The organism is Nitrospirae bacterium YQR-1 (assembly GCA_039908095.1).
GTDB lineage: Bacteria > Nitrospirota > Thermodesulfovibrionia > Thermodesulfovibrionales > Magnetobacteriaceae > Magnetomonas.
Genome location: JAMOBJ010000013.1, coordinates 24,970 through 42,209, shown reverse-complemented (window position 1 = coordinate 42,209; position 17,240 = coordinate 24,970). Strand labels below are relative to the sequence as shown.

At 40.9% G+C, this 17,240-nt stretch carries 15 protein-coding genes; 9 read left to right on the top strand and 6 right to left on the bottom strand.

Annotated elements, in window-relative coordinates; all coding sequences use genetic code 11:
* The first annotated feature begins 6 nt into the window (after nt 1–6).
* The 5 genes from H7844_08155 to H7844_08135 all read left to right on the top strand — a co-directional run bounded on the left by H7844_08155 (nt 7) and on the right by H7844_08135 (nt 5,727).
* On the top strand, nt 7–378 hold the full coding sequence (locus H7844_08155; protein ID MEO5357256.1) for a response regulator: 372 nt from the start codon (nt 7–9) through the stop codon (nt 376–378).
* A 3-nt stretch (nt 379–381) separates the two neighbouring features.
* On the top strand, nt 382–1,035 hold the full coding sequence (locus H7844_08150; GenBank protein MEO5357255.1) for a chemotaxis protein CheC: 654 nt from the start codon (nt 382–384) through the stop codon (nt 1,033–1,035).
* A 37-nt stretch (nt 1,036–1,072) separates the two neighbouring features.
* A complete protein-coding gene (locus tag H7844_08145) occupies nt 1,073–3,778 on the top strand; it encodes a response regulator (protein ID MEO5357254.1) in 2,706 nt (901 codons plus the stop codon).
* A gap of 11 nt (nt 3,779–3,789) precedes the next feature.
* Nucleotides 3,790–4,719: a diguanylate cyclase gene (locus H7844_08140; protein MEO5357253.1), complete on the top strand. Its 930-nt coding sequence runs from the start codon at nt 3,790–3,792 to the stop codon at nt 4,717–4,719.
* A gap of 81 nt (nt 4,720–4,800) precedes the next feature.
* Nucleotides 4,801–5,727, top strand: a complete 927-nt coding sequence (locus tag H7844_08135; GenBank protein ID MEO5357252.1) for a PleD family two-component system response regulator — start codon at nt 4,801–4,803, stop codon at nt 5,725–5,727.
* A gap of 94 nt (nt 5,728–5,821) precedes the next feature.
* Here H7844_08135 and H7844_08130 read toward each other — a convergent pair whose 3' ends face one another.
* From H7844_08130 to H7844_08115, 4 genes are all read right to left on the bottom strand, one after another.
* Nucleotides 5,822–6,349, bottom strand: coding sequence for a DUF4416 family protein (locus H7844_08130; protein MEO5357251.1), 528 nt, complete (start codon nt 6,347–6,349; stop codon nt 5,822–5,824).
* Nucleotides 6,350–6,355: 6 nt separating this feature from the next.
* Complete coding sequence (locus tag H7844_08125; protein MEO5357250.1) at nt 6,356–6,889, bottom strand: TlpA family protein disulfide reductase; 534 nt, start codon at nt 6,887–6,889, stop codon at nt 6,356–6,358.
* Between the two features lie 33 nt (nt 6,890–6,922).
* Nucleotides 6,923–9,376, bottom strand: a complete 2,454-nt coding sequence (locus H7844_08120) for an ATP-dependent Clp protease ATP-binding subunit (protein MEO5357249.1) — start codon at nt 9,374–9,376, stop codon at nt 6,923–6,925.
* Nucleotides 9,377–9,490: 114 nt separating this feature from the next.
* Nucleotides 9,491–10,981, bottom strand: coding sequence for a GAF domain-containing sensor histidine kinase (locus H7844_08115; GenBank protein ID MEO5357248.1), 1,491 nt, complete (start codon nt 10,979–10,981; stop codon nt 9,491–9,493).
* 148 nt (nt 10,982–11,129) lie between these two features.
* On the opposite strand from H7844_08115, the gene H7844_08110 reads away from it, so the two are divergent.
* Nucleotides 11,130–11,663 carry a response regulator gene (locus H7844_08110; protein ID MEO5357247.1) on the top strand — a complete coding sequence of 178 codons (534 nt, stop codon included), beginning with the start codon at nt 11,130–11,132 and terminating at the stop codon, nt 11,661–11,663.
* Between the two features lie 174 nt (nt 11,664–11,837).
* Here H7844_08110 and H7844_08105 read toward each other — a convergent pair whose 3' ends face one another.
* On the bottom strand, nt 11,838–12,761 hold the full coding sequence (locus H7844_08105) for a histone deacetylase (GenBank protein MEO5357246.1): 924 nt from the start codon (nt 12,759–12,761) through the stop codon (nt 11,838–11,840).
* A gap of 232 nt (nt 12,762–12,993) precedes the next feature.
* Here H7844_08105 and H7844_08100 point away from each other — a divergent pair, with 232 nt between their 5' ends.
* From H7844_08100 to H7844_08090, 3 genes are read left to right on the top strand one after another with little or no spacing between them, the layout of a single operon-like run.
* Entirely contained in the window at nt 12,994–14,391 is a 1,398-nt protein-coding gene (locus H7844_08100; GenBank protein MEO5357245.1) for an ATP-binding protein, read from the top strand.
* Nucleotides 14,388–14,963, top strand: coding sequence for a hypothetical protein (locus tag H7844_08095; protein ID MEO5357244.1), 576 nt, complete (start codon nt 14,388–14,390; stop codon nt 14,961–14,963). The genes H7844_08100 and H7844_08095 overlap by 4 nt, the downstream gene beginning before the upstream one ends.
* A 47-nt stretch (nt 14,964–15,010) precedes the next feature.
* Entirely contained in the window at nt 15,011–15,826 is an 816-nt protein-coding gene (locus H7844_08090; GenBank protein MEO5357243.1) for an RNA methyltransferase, read from the top strand.
* Here the strand turns inward: H7844_08090 and H7844_08085 are convergent.
* Entirely contained in the window at nt 15,823–17,070 is a 1,248-nt protein-coding gene (locus tag H7844_08085; protein ID MEO5357242.1) for a cation:dicarboxylase symporter family transporter, read from the bottom strand. The genes H7844_08090 and H7844_08085 overlap by 4 nt on opposite strands.
* Nucleotides 17,071–17,240: the final 170 nt, after the last annotated feature.

The window sequence follows — 17,240 nt, the reverse complement described above, 5'->3', positions numbered from 1 at the left end:
ATAATTATGGCGCAGAAAACTATCTTAATCGTGGATGACAGCTCTCTGGCACGTATGATGATAAAAAATGTGGTATCTCAATCATTCCCGGACTGGGTTATATTAGAGGCCGGTAATGGTCAGGACGGCCTTAACCATGTTAAGAACCACTCTATATCCATAGCCCTGATAGATTTCAATATGCCCGGGATGAACGGAATTGAGCTGGCTGCAAAGTTAATGGAACTAGTCCCTGGTTTAAACGTTCACTTAGTGACAGCCAACATTCAGGAAACCATGAGGCAGAGGGCTGAAGCGATGGGAATCGGATTTATTAAAAAACCCGTATCCAAAGACGATATTATAAGGGTAATAGGCGCACTGGAAGGGGGGAAATAACTCATGGAATTAAGCGAACTGGAACAAGACGCTCTCAAGGAGTTTTTCAACATGGGGCTTGGAATGGCTGCTGATTCATTAAGCCGGATGGTCAAAAAAGAAATATTACTGTCATTACCTCAACTGGCTGTGGTTAGCCACACTGAAGCTGTAGATTTGGTTAATCATAAAGATGAGGGAAAGCTTGTTGCTGTAAGGCAGAATTTTCTTGGTGACCTTTACGGGACGGCGTTGTTGATTTTTCCCGGCGGTAAGAGCCTTGAGCTTGTCAGAACCTTACTTGGAGATGACGTTCCACTTGAGACACTCACCGAGCTTGAACAGGAGACTCTGTTAGATGTGGGTAACGTTATATTGAATGCCTTTCTCTCCAGCTTTACACAGATGATGAGTATTGATTTCGAATTTGAGGCGGCGGAATTTCTCAAGGCTGACTGTGAGGCTCTCTTAGACATGTCCTCTCATAAGTTAACATCCTCGCAGCAAGGCGGCGTTACAGAGAATAGAGAACAGGCGTTTTTTCTTATGATGGACTTTAAAACAGCAGAGGACGAACAAAAGCATAATTCCCTCAGAGGATACGTCTTGCTGCTTTTTTCACAAGATGCTATGAAAACATTAAAGAAAGAAATTCAACAGATTATAGCAGGGCTTTAGCTTTCAAAGGTTTAACGATAAAGGTACAGATTAATCTATGATTGAGTTTGAATCAGACTTTTTGCTTTCGGTATTAGACAAGGGCCAGGATGGAATCGTAATTCTGGATTCCGAGATGCGTATAGTTTTTTGGAACCGCTGGATGGAAAAAACCTCCCGTATCATGAAACCGGATGTAACAGGAAAGGTTCTTACAGAAGTGTTTCCTGAGCTGCTTGATTCAAGAGTTATACAGGGTATAGAGAGTGCTCTTTCCCGCGGACTACCGACCACATTGTCTCACAGGCTGACCAACAGGCCGTTTCCATTGTTTCAACCCGCCTCCGACCCGTGTGAAAGTGAACGTATGTGTCAGGTTATCTATATAAGCGGCATACGTCAAAAAGACAGGGCTTTTATGTGCGTAATCCGTATTCAGGACATAAGCACAGTGGTTTCAAGGGAAGTGTTGCTGCGTTACCAGACAGAACAGCTTGAGATTGCCAAAGAGGCTGCCCTTAGCGCAAATAAGGCAAAGAGTGACTTCCTGGCTAACATGAGCCACGAGATTCGTACCCCTATGAACGCAGTTATTGGTATGACATACCTACTTCAGAAGACCCGTCTCGATGATAAGCAAAAAGACTATCTATCAAAAATACAATCTGCAGCCGTATCGTTACTGGGGATAATAAATGACATCCTTGATTTTTCAAAAATTGAGGCAGGCAAACTCGAAATGGAATACAGCGCTTTTCACTTAGATGAGGTGCTGCACAATGTATCTAATCTGATTACACTTAAGGCAGATGAAAAGAAACTGGAATTTTGTTTTTTTGTTGCAAAAAATGTTCCGCTTTCATTAGTCGGAGATTCGCTGCGTCTGGGCCAAATACTGATAAATCTTGCTAACAATGCCGTTAAATTCACATCAAAGGGTGAGGTTATTATTAACATTGAGGCTGATATGTTAACTGATGACAATGTATGTCTCCATTTTTCGGTAAAGGATACCGGTATTGGTTTAACCCGGAAACAAATAGACAACCTGTTCCAACCGTTTACTCAGGCTGATACTTCTACAACCCGAAAATATGGCGGCACCGGCCTTGGGTTAACTATATGCAAGCGGCTGGTAGAGATGATGCACGGCAAGATTTGGGTGGACAGTATTCAGGGTAGTGGTTCAACTTTCCACTTTACCGCCAACTTTGCCCGGCAAAACTCCGAACGCCGTCGCTTCCGTCTTCCGCAGGACAAATACGTGGGACTCAGGGTCCTGCTTACCGATGATAACGCAGCCTCACGTGAAATTCTTCAGCAGGCTCTTGAGTCGTTTTCATTTAAAGTAACACCGGTTGCCTCCGGTAAAGAGGCACTGGATGAGTTGACGCGCTCCGTTGACAATCCCTACGATTTGGTGTTTATTGACTGGAAGATGCCAGGGATGGACGGCATAGAGACTATAGAGGAAATCAACAGACTGCTTCCTCAAAGTAAAGTGCCTAAAATTATTATGGTCACAGCTTACGGCAGGGAAGAAGTTATTAGTGCCACTAAAACAACACATGTTGACTCGTTTCTTATTAAACCGGTGAGTCTTTCTATTATGTTTGATACCATCTTATCGGTCTTTGGTGAGGATGCAGCCAGGAGGGCCGTTATGCCCCACATGATAGAAACTGAGGTCGAGGGCATTGAAAAACTATCAGGAGCACGGATTCTTCTGGTAGAGGATAATGAGATAAACAGGCAGGTGGCAATGGAACTGCTTGAGATGAAAGACTTTGTGGTTGACACTGCCGTAAACGGACAGGAAGCAGTGGATGCCGTTATGAAAGACGGCTATGATGCAGTGCTTATGGATATTCAGATGGCCGTAATGGATGGTTTTGAGGCAACGGCAATTATACGGCAGGAGTTTAAAGATTTGCCGATTATAGCCATGACTGCAAATGTGCTTTCAGGGGACAGAGAGAGATGTATCGCAGCCGGAATGAATGACCATCTCGGTAAGCCTATTGAGCCTGCTATGCTATATAAAATTCTTACACATTGGATAAAACAAAGAGATTTTCAAAAAGACAGACAATTTTCTGCAAAGAATTCAGGTGGCAGCCGTCAGGTTGTAAAACTACCTGTCGGTTTTTGTGCAATAAATGTAGATACAGGATTAAGAAGAGTTGGCGGCAATGCCGGCCTTTATGTTAAAATGTTAGGCGGTTTTAGGGATAAGTATAAGGACTTTATGGCAACACTTAGAGATGAGTTGGCAAAAGGTGAACTTGATACTGTTTACAGGTTGGTGCACACTATGACGGGCGTATCCGGCACAATAGGGGCAATGGAGCTATATCCAGCCTCACAAAAGCTTGAGAGGGCACTGAAAGACGGAAATGATATGGCAGCTTTGGAGCCTCTGATAAATGTATTTCAGGGAGCTCTGGATGGTGTACTAGGGGAATTGTCAAAGCTTTGTGACACAGGGCATCAACATGTTGCAAATAAGCTTGACAATGAAAAACCAATGATAAGGATAAAGGTAGATGAGAAACTTACAGGTTCGATCCGCCAACTGGCTTTATTGCTTGAAAGCGGAGATTCTGAATCCTCAGTAGAACTTGATAAATTAAAAACAATGCTGAGAGATTATCCTGAAATCGGGGATTTGATAATTATTGGGAAACAGATTGAAGATTATGATTATGATAAAGCACTTGAAACCATGGTAAGGTTTGCGAAGTCATTAAATGTAAGCATATAGGGAGGTATGAAATGACAGAGCAAAAACGTCCGACAATTCTTATAGTGGATGATGAAAAGAGTAATATTGACGTCCTTGTTAATCTGCTAAACGGAGAGTATCGAACAGTGGTAGCTAAAAACGGAGAGCAGGCGTTAAAGCGTTTGAATCCAATTGACGATGATATAGATTTAATTCTTTTGGACATACTAATGCCGGAGATGGATGGCTACGAGGTATGCCGCAGGATTAAGAAAAATATAGATACCAGAGGTATTCCTGTTATTTTCATAACAGCGTTAGGCGAGATGGAGAATGAGACTGCCGGATTTGAGATAGGAGCAGTGGATTATATAACAAAGCCTTTCAAGCCGCCGATTGTTCGTGCAAGAGTACGCACACATATCGAATTAAAGCTCAGCCGTGACCTATGTGAAGCAATGGCCTGGGAGGACAGCCTGACCGGCATCCCAAACCGCAGGAGATTTGAAGAGTTTTTTGAATTTCACTGGAATAGTATAGGAAGGAGGAAGACTCCATTGTCCCTGATACTCATGGATATAGATTATTTTAAGCTCTACAACGACAACTATGGACACGGCACTGGGGATGAATGTCTGAAAACAGTTGCCTGCGCATTAAAAAATGCCATGCCGCGGACTTTGGACCTTGTTGCCCGCTACGGGGGAGAGGAGTTTGTCTGTGTACTTCCCGATACCGATTCAGATGGGGGAATAACGGTAGCAAACAGGCTGCTTGATGTTGTGAGGAATCTTAAAATCACACACGAATTCTCAGTGGCTGCAGAGCATATTACCATGAGTGCGGGAGTTTCAACTGTAAAAGCTCCAATAACGATAAATTCGGGCACACTGGTAGAAACCGCTGATCTGGCACTTTATGAAGCGAAGGCACAAGGTAGAAACCGGACTGTATTTCTACCTTGTTATATATATGGTTAAGGAATATATCTGCAAAGATGCCTCTATGTATGATATTAAAAACACAATAGCAACAGCACTAAAAGATGTGAGGTAAACGCGGTGGAACAGAAGCGTCCGACAATTCTTATTGTAGATGACGAAAAAAACAACATAGACGTTCTTGTTAATCTGCTAAGTGGAAAATATCGGATCGTTATCGCTAAAAGCGGAGAACAAGCTCTGAAACGTTTGAACCAAATTGATAATGATATAGACTTAATCCTTCTGGATGTATTAATGCCGGAGATGGATGGATATGAAGTATGCCGCAGGATTAAGAAAAATATAGACACCAACGGTATTCCGGTTATTTTCATAACAGCGTTAAGTGAAACAGAAAATGAAACAACCGGATTTGAGGCGGGAGCGGTTGATTATATAACAAAACCATTTTCACCTCCTGTTGTAGTTGCCAGAGTACGCACTCATCTTGAATTAAAACTCTACAGGGATACATGTGAGGCGATGGCCTGGGAGGACGGACTGACCGGCATCCCAAACCGCAGGAAATTTGAGGAGTTTTTTGGATTTCAATGGAATGCCACAGGAAGGAGAAGGGCTCCTTTATCTCTTATATTAATGGATGTGGACTTTTTCAAACGATATAACGATAACTATGGCCACGGTGCCGGGGATGAGTGTTTGAAATCAGTAGCGTGTGCGCTAAAGAGCGCTATGCCAAGGACATCGGATATTGTTGCACGTTATGGTGGAGAGGAGTTTGTTTGTGTGCTGCCGGATACTGATTCAGCCGGCGGCTTGAAGGTTGCGCACCGGCTACTTGATGCTGTGAGAAATCTGCAAATACCACATGAATTCTCAGATGCGGCAAAACATGTTACCATGAGTATGGGAGTTTCAACAGTAGCACCTCCTGTAAAAGTCAGTGCTTCTGTGTTGATAGAAACAGCAGATAAAGCACTTTACGAAGCAAAGGCAATGGGTAGAAATCAGGTTAAATTCCTGGCTCTAAACAACCCGATTTAAAAATTTAAAGAAGAGAAATATTACGGTTAAATCGGTATGAAATTGAATTCATTATAAGTGAGCCTAAGCAAAGAATATCCATTAAAGTAATACTTTATCTTCCAAGCAATTTATTTTTATAAATCTTACGCACTTTGTTCAAAAGCTCAAGGGTAGCCTCGTTTGTAAAATCCGTATATGTGAAAAGATGGGGTCTGTAATTGTCGCCGATATAAATTAATGTTGTCTCTGCGTAGATACCGTTTTTTAGATATATTCTGTGTGAGCGGTTTTTAGTTGTAGGGAGCACCACTTTGGCAAGTGTTAAATATCCAGGGTCTATGTTTATTTTTCTTGTACCTGCAATTGAGATATCTTTTTCTATGGCGATGGTTTTTAACTTAATATCTGCAATCAATCCAGTATTTATTAGATTATTAAAAAAAATAAAACGTCTTTTTATAGGAGTTCCCAGTTCTCCGGTATAGTAGGCTGAATGGTCCCACGGGGTTTCTTCAGATTCCATCAAAATTGTTCCGAGGCGGCCTATCAGTAAATCCTTTGCCTGCGTAAGGTAGTGCTCATCGGCATAGAGCAGGCCTGCAAATAAAACCCCCACCTCCGATTCACCGGATGGTGGCACTGTCAATTATCCCCGGCTTAGAAGTTCACTAAGCAACTGCTTACCTGATGCAGATTGCCAATCAATCGGGCCCAATATCCGTCTTACCAGAACACCGTTTTTATCTATCAGATACGTCTCAGGCACCCCTGTTAACCCCAATGAACGGGCGCTTGTGTTACCGGAATCAGTATATACAGGAAAGTCATAATTATACTTTTTCATGTATTTCTGTGCCGATGATATATCATCCTTATACAAAACAGTAACGATGTTTATATTTTGGGTTGTTTTTTGCTCATTATAAAAACTCTGTAACGACGGAATTTCATCCTTGCAGGCTGGACACCATGTCGCCCAAAAGTTAAGAATTAACGGTTTCCCTTTAAATGACTCATAGTTAACTGTTTTACCACTGGAATCGGTAAGTGTAAAGGCCGGTACAGCCGTCCCCTCTACGGAGTTTAAATTCACCACCATTCCCTTATTCCTGCCAAGTTGTAAGACTACAACTGCAGCTACTATCATCACCCCTAATATCAATGCCTTTGATGTTTTCATTTACCTGTCTTTACCTCTGTTGTTGATTTATCATTAATTAACTGCGCCTAAATCCACAGATATATATTCCAGTTCATCCGCCTCTGTAAAAACCGGGGTATTGTCACGTAACACAATCTTTATTTTGCGGACGTCCTTAAATCTACCCCTGAGGATTTCCTCTGAGAGCTGATCGTCTATCTCTTTTTGAATTGCCCTTCTCATAGGTCTTGCCCCGTATGCCGGTTGATAGTACTTCTCTATTAACCAGTCCTTGACACTGTCATCAAGCTCTATGGCCAGATCCTGCTCAATGAGCTGCTTATTAGTCTCATCTATGAGTAAATCCAAAATTGAGTATAAGTCCTCCTTTTCAAGCGGATGAAACACCACTGTCTCATCTATCCGGTTGAGAAACTCCGGGTTAAAAGTTTTTTTCAGCTCATCAAGAACATTGTCTTTTATTTTGGCATAAACGCTGGATTTTTCATTTCTCCGGAATCCCAATGGAGTAGCTTTTTCTATTAACCTTGCGCCCAGGTTTGAAGTCATAATGATAACAGTGTTTTTGAAGTCCACTCTTCTGCCATAATTGTCGGTAAGAGTGCCCTCATCCAGTATCTGAAGCAACACGTTAAACACATCATAGTGGGCTTTCTCCAGCTCATCAAACAATACTACTGAGTAGGGTTTTTTTCTGACCTTTTCGGTTAACTGCCCACCGTCGTCATATCCAATATAGCCAGGTGGGGCGCCTGTCAGCCGGGAAACATTAAACCTCTCCATGTACTCAGACATATCCAGCTTTATCAAAGCCTTCTCATCGTTAAACAAAAACTCTGCCAGTGCCTTGGCCAATTCGGTCTTGCCAACCCCTGTGGGCCCAAGAAAGAAAAAAGACCCAACCGGTTTCTTTCTGTTCTTTATCCCTGCCCTTGAGCGTCGTATTGCTCTGCACACGGCACTAATAGCGTCGTTTTGCGATATAATCCTTTTGTGGATTTCCTCTTCCATGTGCAAAAGGCGTTGAGTTTCCTCCTCCTCAAGTCGTGAAAGGGGTATGCCGGTCATTTTGGAAACCGTATATGCTATGTCATCTTCTGCCAACAGGGAGACTTCCCTACTGAGGTTTTCCTGCCATTTCTTCTGGACTATGAAATGAAGTTTTTTGTGTTTTTCCTCCTCGCCCCTTATGGCGGCAGCCCTCTCTATATCGTTTAACTTTATGTACAGTGACTTTTCCTTGTACAGCCTTTCAAGGTCCTTTTCAATATCCTTCAATTCCACAGGAGGGGTGAAACGTTTTAATTTTATCCTTGAACCGGTCTCATCTATGACATCTATGGCTTTATCGGGAAGGTTTCTGTCGGTAATATAGAGATCGGATAGTTTTGCAGCAGCAGCAATAGCTGCCCCGGTTATTTTTACACCGTGATGAGACTCATACCGGCTCTTTAAACCGCTCAATATTTTTATTGTATCATCAACAGAGGGTGGCTGTATGAAAATCGGTTGAAAACGCCGTTCAAGGGCTCCGTCTTTTTCTATATATTTTCTAAATTCGTTGGATGTGGTAGCCCCGATGCACTGTATCTCGCCTCTTGACAGAGCCGGCTTAAGCATACTGGAAGCATCTACCGAGCCCTCGGCAGCCCCTGCTCCAATTAGTGTATGCAGCTCATCTATAAAGAGGATTATATTGTCTGATTGCTTTATTTCTTTCATTATGATTTTGAGCCGTTCTTCAAACTGCCCCCTGTACTTGGTACCAGCTATCAGAGCGCCTAAATCAAGCGATATTATCCTCTTTCCCATAAGATTTTCAGGGATATCGCCGGAGTTGATTTTTTGGGCAAGCCCCTCAACTACCGCCGTTTTTCCTACGCCGGGTTCACCTACCACGGCAGGATTATTTTTTATCCTTCTGCCCAAAACCTGCAAAATTCTCTCTATTTCGTCCTCACGGCCTATTACAGGGTCCAGTGTGCCCTCAGCTGCCATCTGTGTCAGGTCTCTGCCAAATTCATTCAAAGCCGGTGTATTGCCTTTCTTTAACTTTGCAAAGGTCTGGCTTCTCATAGAAAGGTTTATAGTCAGTTGCCTTGCTCCAAGGAGGTTTGCACCAAGGCTTCTGAGAATCTTACCACCTATTCCCTCGTCTTCCCGTATCAGCCCTAAAAGAAGATGCTCACTTCCTATGTAGTTATGGCCAAGTAAACGTGCCTCTTCAACAGAGAGTTCAAGCACCTTTTTTGCCCGTGGTGTAAATGGTATTTCACCAAAGGTGAGCAGATTTGAGCCGGCCGGCAGATTCCTCTCCACCTCAATGCGTATTTCATCGGTTGCCAACCCCATTTTACGTAATATTGTTACCGGCAAACCGTCCTTATCCCTGAGGACTGCCAAAAGCAGGTGCTCTGTTCCCAGATAATCGTTTTGCCTGTTCTCCGCCTCCTCCTTTGCATATATTATTACCTTTCTGCCTCTTTCTGTAAACTTTTCAAACATCATCTGTACCTCTTCTGCTTACCATTACGTCTTTTATTCTCACATACCACATAATATAAAATAAATTTTTTACATCTCCATTGTCAACATCAACGCTTTAATAAAAATTAAAAACTAAGGAGTCTTCTTTGGCAAATATATATTAAATGTGCTTCCTTTGCCGACTTCCGAGAGCACCTCGATTCGTCCACCGGTTTCATTGACTATCTTCTGTGTCACGGAAAGACCCAGGCCGGTTCCTTTGGAGCCCTTGGTACTGAAAAATGGTTTAAACATATTTTTAAGGGTTTTTTTATCTATCCCACACCCTTCATCTTTTATGCTTATCAGGATTTCGTTTCCCTGTTGTTTTGTGATAACCTCCACAGCAGCACCTTTTTTGTTGGCAGAGGCCTCAAGTGCGTTAGACACCAGGTTTAACACACAACGGTAAATGCCTTTTTGATCAATCATGATTTCATGTATACTATCTTCACGATGAAATACTATTTTTAGACCCAGTTCCTGTGCCTTTGACTCCATCAGATGAACAATGGACTCTGCAATATCGTTTACATTTGTCTTTGAATACTCAGGCCGGCGGTCTTTTGAATATGTCAGCATGTCGTTTACGAGGTCGGTTAACCGGTCTATGTTTTTTTCCAGCATATAGTAGCCTTTTAAGCCTCCTTTAGTATCGAGTTTTTTGATTTCAGAATTCAGGATATACATACCACCCTTGAGGCCGTTTAACATGTTTTTTACACAATGGGAAATTCCTGTTATTGCCATTCCAATGCTTGCCATTCGTTCGGCGTTTAACGATTCCTCTATCAACTGGAAATTCTGCATTGCAATTGCTACCTGAGATGCAATGGAAGAGGACAGTAGTTTATCATAATCGTCAAACCCGCCCGGGCTTTTTTTGTTAACCATTTGCAGTGCCCCCATGCACTTATTGTCCACCATAAGAGGCACGCACAACGTGGAACGTGTAAGGAATCCGCTTGCGTCATCAGCTTGGTTACAGAAATTCGTGTCTTTCATAACATCGTTTACAATTATCGGTTTCTCATGTAAGATACACTGCCCTACAATTCCCTCTCCCCACTTTATCCTGAAATTTATGAGCTTAGATGCCTTAACACCGCAGATGGAATGAAACACTAATTCCTTAGCCCCTTTTTCTATCAATATAATGCTGGTTCCCTCTACCGCCATCATTGCATTGGTAACTTTCACTATCATAAGGAGCAGCTTGTTCAGGTCGCGGGTTGAGGAGTGGATAAGATGTGAGGTCTCAATTAGTCCCAGCAATTCCATATCCTTGAGGTAAAGTTTCTGGTCGGCTTTGCGTCTGCCGTGATATTCTTTTTTTAAGTTAACGACTTCTATTATTGTTTTGCAGCAGCTACAGTAAATTTCAGTGCCGTGGCGGCACTTATTTAAGTCATGTGTGTAGCCGCATTCGGGACAATCCATCATTTTTGGTTCCGAGGTGACTTTGCGTAAAAACACAGAAGGCTTTATTATCATGGTCTTACCGCATAAACAACAAAAGTCCTTTGGTATGCCGGACTTCTCAACCTCAAATCTTATATTACATTGCGGACATATTATTAACATTAATTCAAATCCCCCACAGTACCCATACTGAGTATAGAAAAACAAAAAAATGAGGTTTTTGTCAACTTTTTCCCGAAAGTCATTGACATTTTTCACTTTAAAATTTACACTTAAACAGATAAGCCTATGTTAAACATGGAGGGATATTATGAGTAAACGAGTTTTGGTTGTGGATGATGAGGAAGACACAAGGGAGTATCTATCTTTTGTTCTTAAAGAAAATGGTTATCAAGTTAGTGTTGCCTCAGACGGCGTGGAGGGCTTAGAGAAGGCTATAGATGAAAAACCGGACCTTATCGTAACAGATATAATGATGCCGAGAAAAACCGGCATTGGCCTATTACAAAAATTAAGAATGGATAATGATTTAAGAAACACTCCCATAATAATGTTAAGTGCAATCAAGAACTTCATCGAACAGGCCTCTGAGGAGCTTGACAATGTGGAAAACCTCAAACAGATGGAGACATTGTTAGGTAATCCTGACAGCAAAATAGAGAAATTTTTCTTAAAATTCCGCTCCTTCCGCAAGATGTTACTCATAGACCGGGAGGGGATAATGGAGCAATTTAGAAAGGGAGAGTTAAAATTAGCTGGTATCCCCGTGCTGCCGGATATTTTTTTAGATAAGCCTATCGAACCGGAGGAGTTTGCACATGCTGTATCAAAGCTGATTGGATAGGATTCATCAATATATCCAAGATAACTGTAGAGGCTAAGCTCAAAAAAGTGTTATACCAAGTTGCATTCAATCGTCTAAGTTCGTTGGCTTCGTCAAAAGCTCAGGGGCGTATTAATGTGTCGCTTTCTCCCAGCCGCCTCGTTACTCTTTTGACTGCTACTTGGTAACTTTTACTTATTCGTAATTTAACAACTCCTCAATTGTTATAGTAACAGAGGAGGCGAGAGCCTCAAGGCTGTAGCCTCCCTCAAGGGTAAATATTACGGGTATATTCTTTTTAGCGCTCAGGATTCCCCTTACTATATCTCTGATACCGTCATCGGTTACTGCAAACCCTGCCAACGGATCCTTTTTGTGTATATCATAGCCTGAAGAGACAAGCATTATATCCGGTGAAAACGATTCCACAAGTTCACGGAGTTTAACGTTATAAGCCTCATGCATTTCTTTATCCCCTGCACCGTAATTTAATGGGACGTTATAGGTAAACCCTTTTCCCTTGCCGGAACCGGTCTCTGATGCGGCTCCTGTTCCAGGATAGTGAGGATACTGATGAGAGCTGAAGTAAAACACCGTGTCATCGTTATAAAAACTGTGTTGAGTGCCGTTGCCGTGGTGAACATCAAAATCAACAATAAAGACTTTTTTATAGCCCTGTCTTTGTGCAAACCTGGCTCCGACGGCAACGTTATTAAAAATGCAAAACCCCATAGCTTTGCTGTTCTCGGCATGATGCCCGGGAGGTCTGACGGCACAGAAGGCCCGCTCGATTTCACCTGTCTTACACTTTCTAACGGCGGTAATTATGGCGCCTGCAGCATACAGTGCCGCTTCAAGGGTGTTTTCCGACATGAAAGTATCCGGATCCAGATAGCCTCTGGTAATTTGCTGAAGACGTGAAATGTACGAGTCTGTGTGTATGGCCTCTAAGTCGCTTATTGAGGCTTTCTCCGGTTCAAGATGGATTAATGATTTCCAAACATCAGAGCTCTTCAGCTCTTTTACTATTGCCACCAGCCTTTCACTTGATTCAGGGTGAAAGTCCGGCATTTCGTGTTTTAAAAAAATATCGTCATATATAAATGCAGTTTTCTTCATTGGCCGGCCTCCTAAAATGTTATTTTATAACCGTATCACAGTATAACATAGTTAGTGTCATTGTTTGAATTATTTAAATATTATATCGGATTCCGTGTTTCTGTAACGATTATGCACTTACGTAATAAAAATGTTAGAATATTACTCAGTGAGTAACGGTTAAGCCGTTGTTGCCGGAAGCCGGTTGTAAGCTTGCAACATAATTATAGTTTTTGAGAGTCGGGAGTAAATTATGAAAATAAAGGTAAAAAATTTAGGTGTGCTTAGACAAGCTGAATTTGAGCTTGGAGATTTGACGATTATTTGTGGAAAAAATAATACCGGAAAGACTTATGCCACGTATGCGCTTTTTGGATTTCTTTCGTTTTGGAGAAGTGTTTTCAAAATAGATATTCCTGCAGAATTTGTGGAAAGACTTATGAAAGATGGGGCTGCTGATATTGATTTAGAGTATTTTGTCAGAAAAGCCCCTGATATTGTAAAACAAGGCTGCCTTGACTATATAAAACATCTTCCAAATGTTTTTGCATCTTCAGAAAAAAACTTTTCAGACGCCTCATTTCTTATTAACATAGATGTAAATGATGTAAATCTAAAAAAATCATTTGAAAGAACAATCAGTAGTTCTAATAATAAATTGTTTGCAATCTCAAAACAAGCTGATGATTCCAAATTTCTCATTTCTTTACTTGTTGACAAAGATGATGTAAAGGTGCCTTCCCAGATCATTTCTCAAATAATAGGCGATGCCGTCAAAGAAATCTTATTTAGCAGTCTTTTTCCAAACGTGTTTATTGCAAGTGCTGAACGAACCGGTGCGGCTATTTTCAGAAAAGAACTTAATTTTGCCCGAAATCGTATTCTTGAGGAGATAAGTAGTAAAGGAATAGAAATAGATCCTTTTGATTTACTTACAAAGGCATATTCCGACTACCCTTTGCCGGTAAAGGACAATGTAGATTTTACACGTCAGTTGGAGGAAATTTCAAAAAAAGATAGTTTTATAACAAGGCAGCATCCAGATATATTGTCGGATTTTGGTAATATTATCGGAGGCAGTTACTCTGTGACCAAAAACGAAGAGTTGTTTTTTATTCCAAAGGTAAACAAACGGTTAAAACTTACGATGGATGCAAGCTCCAGTGCCGTCCGTTCTTTGCTGGATATTGGGTTTTACCTGAGACATGTTGCTAAAGAAAATGATCTTCTGATGATAGATGAGCCGGAACTAAACCTTCACCCCGAAAATCAGAGACGAGTCGCACGTTTGTTGGCCAGATTGGTAAACACTGGTATCAAAGTATTTTTAACCACACATAGCGATTACATTATTAAGGAACTAAACACTCTGATAATGCTAAATCACGATAAAACACACTTAAAACATATTATGGAGTCAGAGGGTTATAAAAAAGAGGAGATGATTTCCCCATATAAGGTTAGGGTTTATATTGCAGAGGAGGCTTTGGTTAATATTGATGGATGTAGCAGGAGGTCTAAATGCTTAACATTTGTACCAGCTGATATTGATCCTGAGCTTGGAATTGAGGTAAGGAGCTTTGATACGACTATAAACGAAATGAACCGTATCCAGGAGGCTATCTACTTTGGTGGGGGTGATTCTGAATGAATAATGACCTGAGTGTGTTCAATGATCTTATCGTTAATAACATATTGGTACAATTTGGAATGAAAAACGGGAAACTGTTTGCCGTGCTCAAAGAAAGTGGTACTGAAACAAAATTGAAAAAAGTCGAAATTTCCGACATTCCCGAGAACTCTGTTCTTATCAAACTTGACGGGTATGAGGAACCAAAAACATTATTTAAATCTAATAAAGGCCAACTCAAGAGGTGTGACTATGTACTATTGACAAGAGTTGGAAATCAGGGAATAATGCTATTTATTGAAATGAAATCACAAAGGTTTTCTGATAAAGACATTGAAAAACAATTTAAGGGTGCACTCTGTGTAATGGACTACTGCAATGCTGTATTAAACAGGTTCCATAACAAGGAAGATATTTTAAGTTTATTTGAGAAACGTTTTATTGTTTTTTATACACTCCCAATTCCAAAGAGACCAACCCGCCCAGCTAAATCTGTTAATCTACCTGTCAATCCACCTGTCAGACACAACAAGCCTGAAAGTCCATTAAAGATTGCTAACCCTTATAATCCTTTTTTCAAAAGCCTGATTTGACTTCAAAAAAACGATGAAAATTGTTTTTGAGAGACAGAGATAATCTGATGCCGCAAATCAAAATAAAAGACATAATAACGTCTGTACAAAACGAAAAAGTAAAAGACGCAGTGCTCCGGCGGCAAAGAAAAAAGCCCGAACAAATGGATTCTGTCTTTGTCGAGGGTAAACGGGCAACTGAGACGGCGCTTCTCTCAAGCGCTATACCACTGAGGGTTTTCGTTACATCAGAGTTTTTAAATAACACGGTTAATCTGTCCCTCATAAGAGGGTTATCAAAAAAGGGAGCCGATATTTACGAGGTATCCGTGCCGGTTATGAATAAACTCTCCGATACAGAATCTCCGCAGGGAATAGCTTCTCTTTTCAAAATATATGAAAGCAACACTTTCAATCTCTATCCTGCCACTGACTCCGTATATGTAGTCTTTGACGGCGTAAAAGACCCTGGCAATGTGGGAACTATAATACGAACGGCAGAGGGCTTTGGAGTCAGCGGAGTTATTATTTTACCCGGCACGGCTGATCCCTTTAGCTCAAAGGCCATAAGAGCTTCGGCAGGGTGTGTATTTAACATTAATGTTATCAAAGCCGGTATGGATGAATTTTTGAAATGGATTACCAACACCGGTTTAAAACTAATTACCACAGTAGTTAATGGCGGAGTACCACTATTTGAGGCCGTATTAAAGCCTCCATTTGCACTGGTTTTAGGACAGGAGTCGGAAGGGGTTAGCAGCACTTTAATTAATAAATCCACTGTACAGACTATGATACCGATGTCGGGCAAAACCGAAAGTCTGAACGTTTCAATATCGGCGGCTATATGCCTGTATGAGATGGTGAGGCAAAAAAGTACTTAGATGTTTCTTTCTTTATAAATTGAATTTAGATAAATGCAGACAAGGCTGTTGTCTGTGGAGTTAACCCCAGTTCGGAATGAATCCGGCAGCCCTAACTGTAATCCTACAAATATTGTTATAAACACGGTAGAGACGGAATCAGGCAGATTATAGAAGGCTGCCAGAGGAGCTCCAAAAAGCAGCAATTCTCCGGGGATACCGGGCACCCCAAGCCCTATAATAATTACAACAGGGATACTTATTAAAAGTTCAACAAAAGAAAGTTCAACCCCGACCAATTTTGCCACAGCAGCAGCCATTACAAAAACACATATTGTCGTTCCATTAATACCGATATAACTTCCAATAGAAACAGTAAAGTCTTTTATCGTTTTATTTATTTCAGGGAAATGCTTTTTTACTAAAATAAGATTAAGCGGCATTGATAACGACTCTGAGGCTGTGGCAAACAAAAAAGGATACATTTGTATCCAGTAATTAGAAAAATAGTGTTTTATAGAAAAGCTGGTTACAAATTTCCTTACAAAAAGTACAAATCCCATGTGCCACAGCAAACTCCCAAATCCCACCAATGTTGAAATAACTATATAGATACCGAATAATCCCCGTGGACTATTAGATGAAAACGACAGGCCAAATACTTTAAAATTATCGAATTTTATAGCATTTGTACCTCCTTTTAACATTAAATCATTCACCTCATTTGGCAGGTAATATATGTAAACTCCAACCATAAACATAAAAACCGGTATCAACGGGAAAAGAATATTGCCAAATTTCTCAATCAACGTAAAAGGTACGCTTACAATTTCATAAATGACGCTAAATTTGTTTGAAAGCAGAGCCGCTAAAACAGCCAATAGTATTGCGTAAGAAAACGTATTCTGAGACAATGACAACAGTAAAGTAATGGCTGAGTTTTCAAAATCACTGAAAGAGCCATGAAAAGTTTCCGGCAGAAGTGGTAACTTCAGACAAAGCGATATAAAGGCTATAGCCCATATACAAGCCAGCACTCTGGTCTTCAAAAAGAAGAAAATCGTTTGAACTGCAAACTCCCCTCTGCTTTTTTTAAAAATATAAGAAAGCGAGTAAGTTAAAACGAAAAAAATTATAAAAGGAGATGCATATTTATAATAATCAATAAGTGTTGAAAGCCAGGATGCAACATGAGAGCTAACAGTATGAGAAAACTTTGCCGTCAGTAAGCCCAAAAAAAGAAAAACAACAGCAACAACCGGCATTAACGCTTCAAGTTTTTTATTAATTGTATATTCCTTCCTATATTTTGATAAGGGTTATCTTAACATACGTTTAGTTAATAAGTGCAAAGGGCCGCAATAAAAATCTGACAAATGATTTGCATCAATTTAAAATAAAATGCCGTGCAGCTGACTCCGTTAGAGGGTTCTCT

Excerpts from the sequence above, each read along its gene's own strand:
- H7844_08155 (MEO5357256.1), top strand. The coding sequence starts at position 7 with ATGGCGCAGAAAACTATCTTAATCGTGGATGACAGCTCTCTGGCACGT.
- H7844_08150 (MEO5357255.1), top strand. The coding sequence starts at position 382 with ATGGAATTAAGCGAACTGGAACAAGACGCTCTCAAGGAGTTTTTCAAC.
- H7844_08145 (MEO5357254.1), top strand. The coding sequence starts at position 1,073 with ATGATTGAGTTTGAATCAGACTTTTTGCTTTCGGTATTAGACAAGGGC.
- H7844_08140 (MEO5357253.1), top strand. The coding sequence starts at position 3,790 with ATGACAGAGCAAAAACGTCCGACAATTCTTATAGTGGATGATGAAAAG.
- H7844_08125 (MEO5357250.1), bottom strand. The coding sequence starts at position 6,889 with ATGAAAACATCAAAGGCATTGATATTAGGGGTGATGATAGTAGCTGCA.
- H7844_08120 (MEO5357249.1), bottom strand. The coding sequence starts at position 9,376 with ATGTTTGAAAAGTTTACAGAAAGAGGCAGAAAGGTAATAATATATGCA.
- H7844_08115 (MEO5357248.1), bottom strand. The coding sequence starts at position 10,981 with ATGTTAATAATATGTCCGCAATGTAATATAAGATTTGAGGTTGAGAAG.
- H7844_08110 (MEO5357247.1), top strand. The coding sequence starts at position 11,130 with ATGAGTAAACGAGTTTTGGTTGTGGATGATGAGGAAGACACAAGGGAG.
- H7844_08105 (MEO5357246.1), bottom strand. The coding sequence starts at position 12,761 with ATGAAGAAAACTGCATTTATATATGACGATATTTTTTTAAAACACGAA.
- H7844_08100 (MEO5357245.1), top strand. The coding sequence starts at position 12,994 with ATGAAAATAAAGGTAAAAAATTTAGGTGTGCTTAGACAAGCTGAATTT.
- H7844_08095 (MEO5357244.1), top strand. The coding sequence starts at position 14,388 with ATGAATAATGACCTGAGTGTGTTCAATGATCTTATCGTTAATAACATA.
- H7844_08090 (MEO5357243.1), top strand. The coding sequence starts at position 15,011 with ATGCCGCAAATCAAAATAAAAGACATAATAACGTCTGTACAAAACGAA.
- H7844_08085 (MEO5357242.1), bottom strand. The coding sequence starts at position 17,070 with ATGCCGGTTGTTGCTGTTGTTTTTCTTTTTTTGGGCTTACTGACGGCA.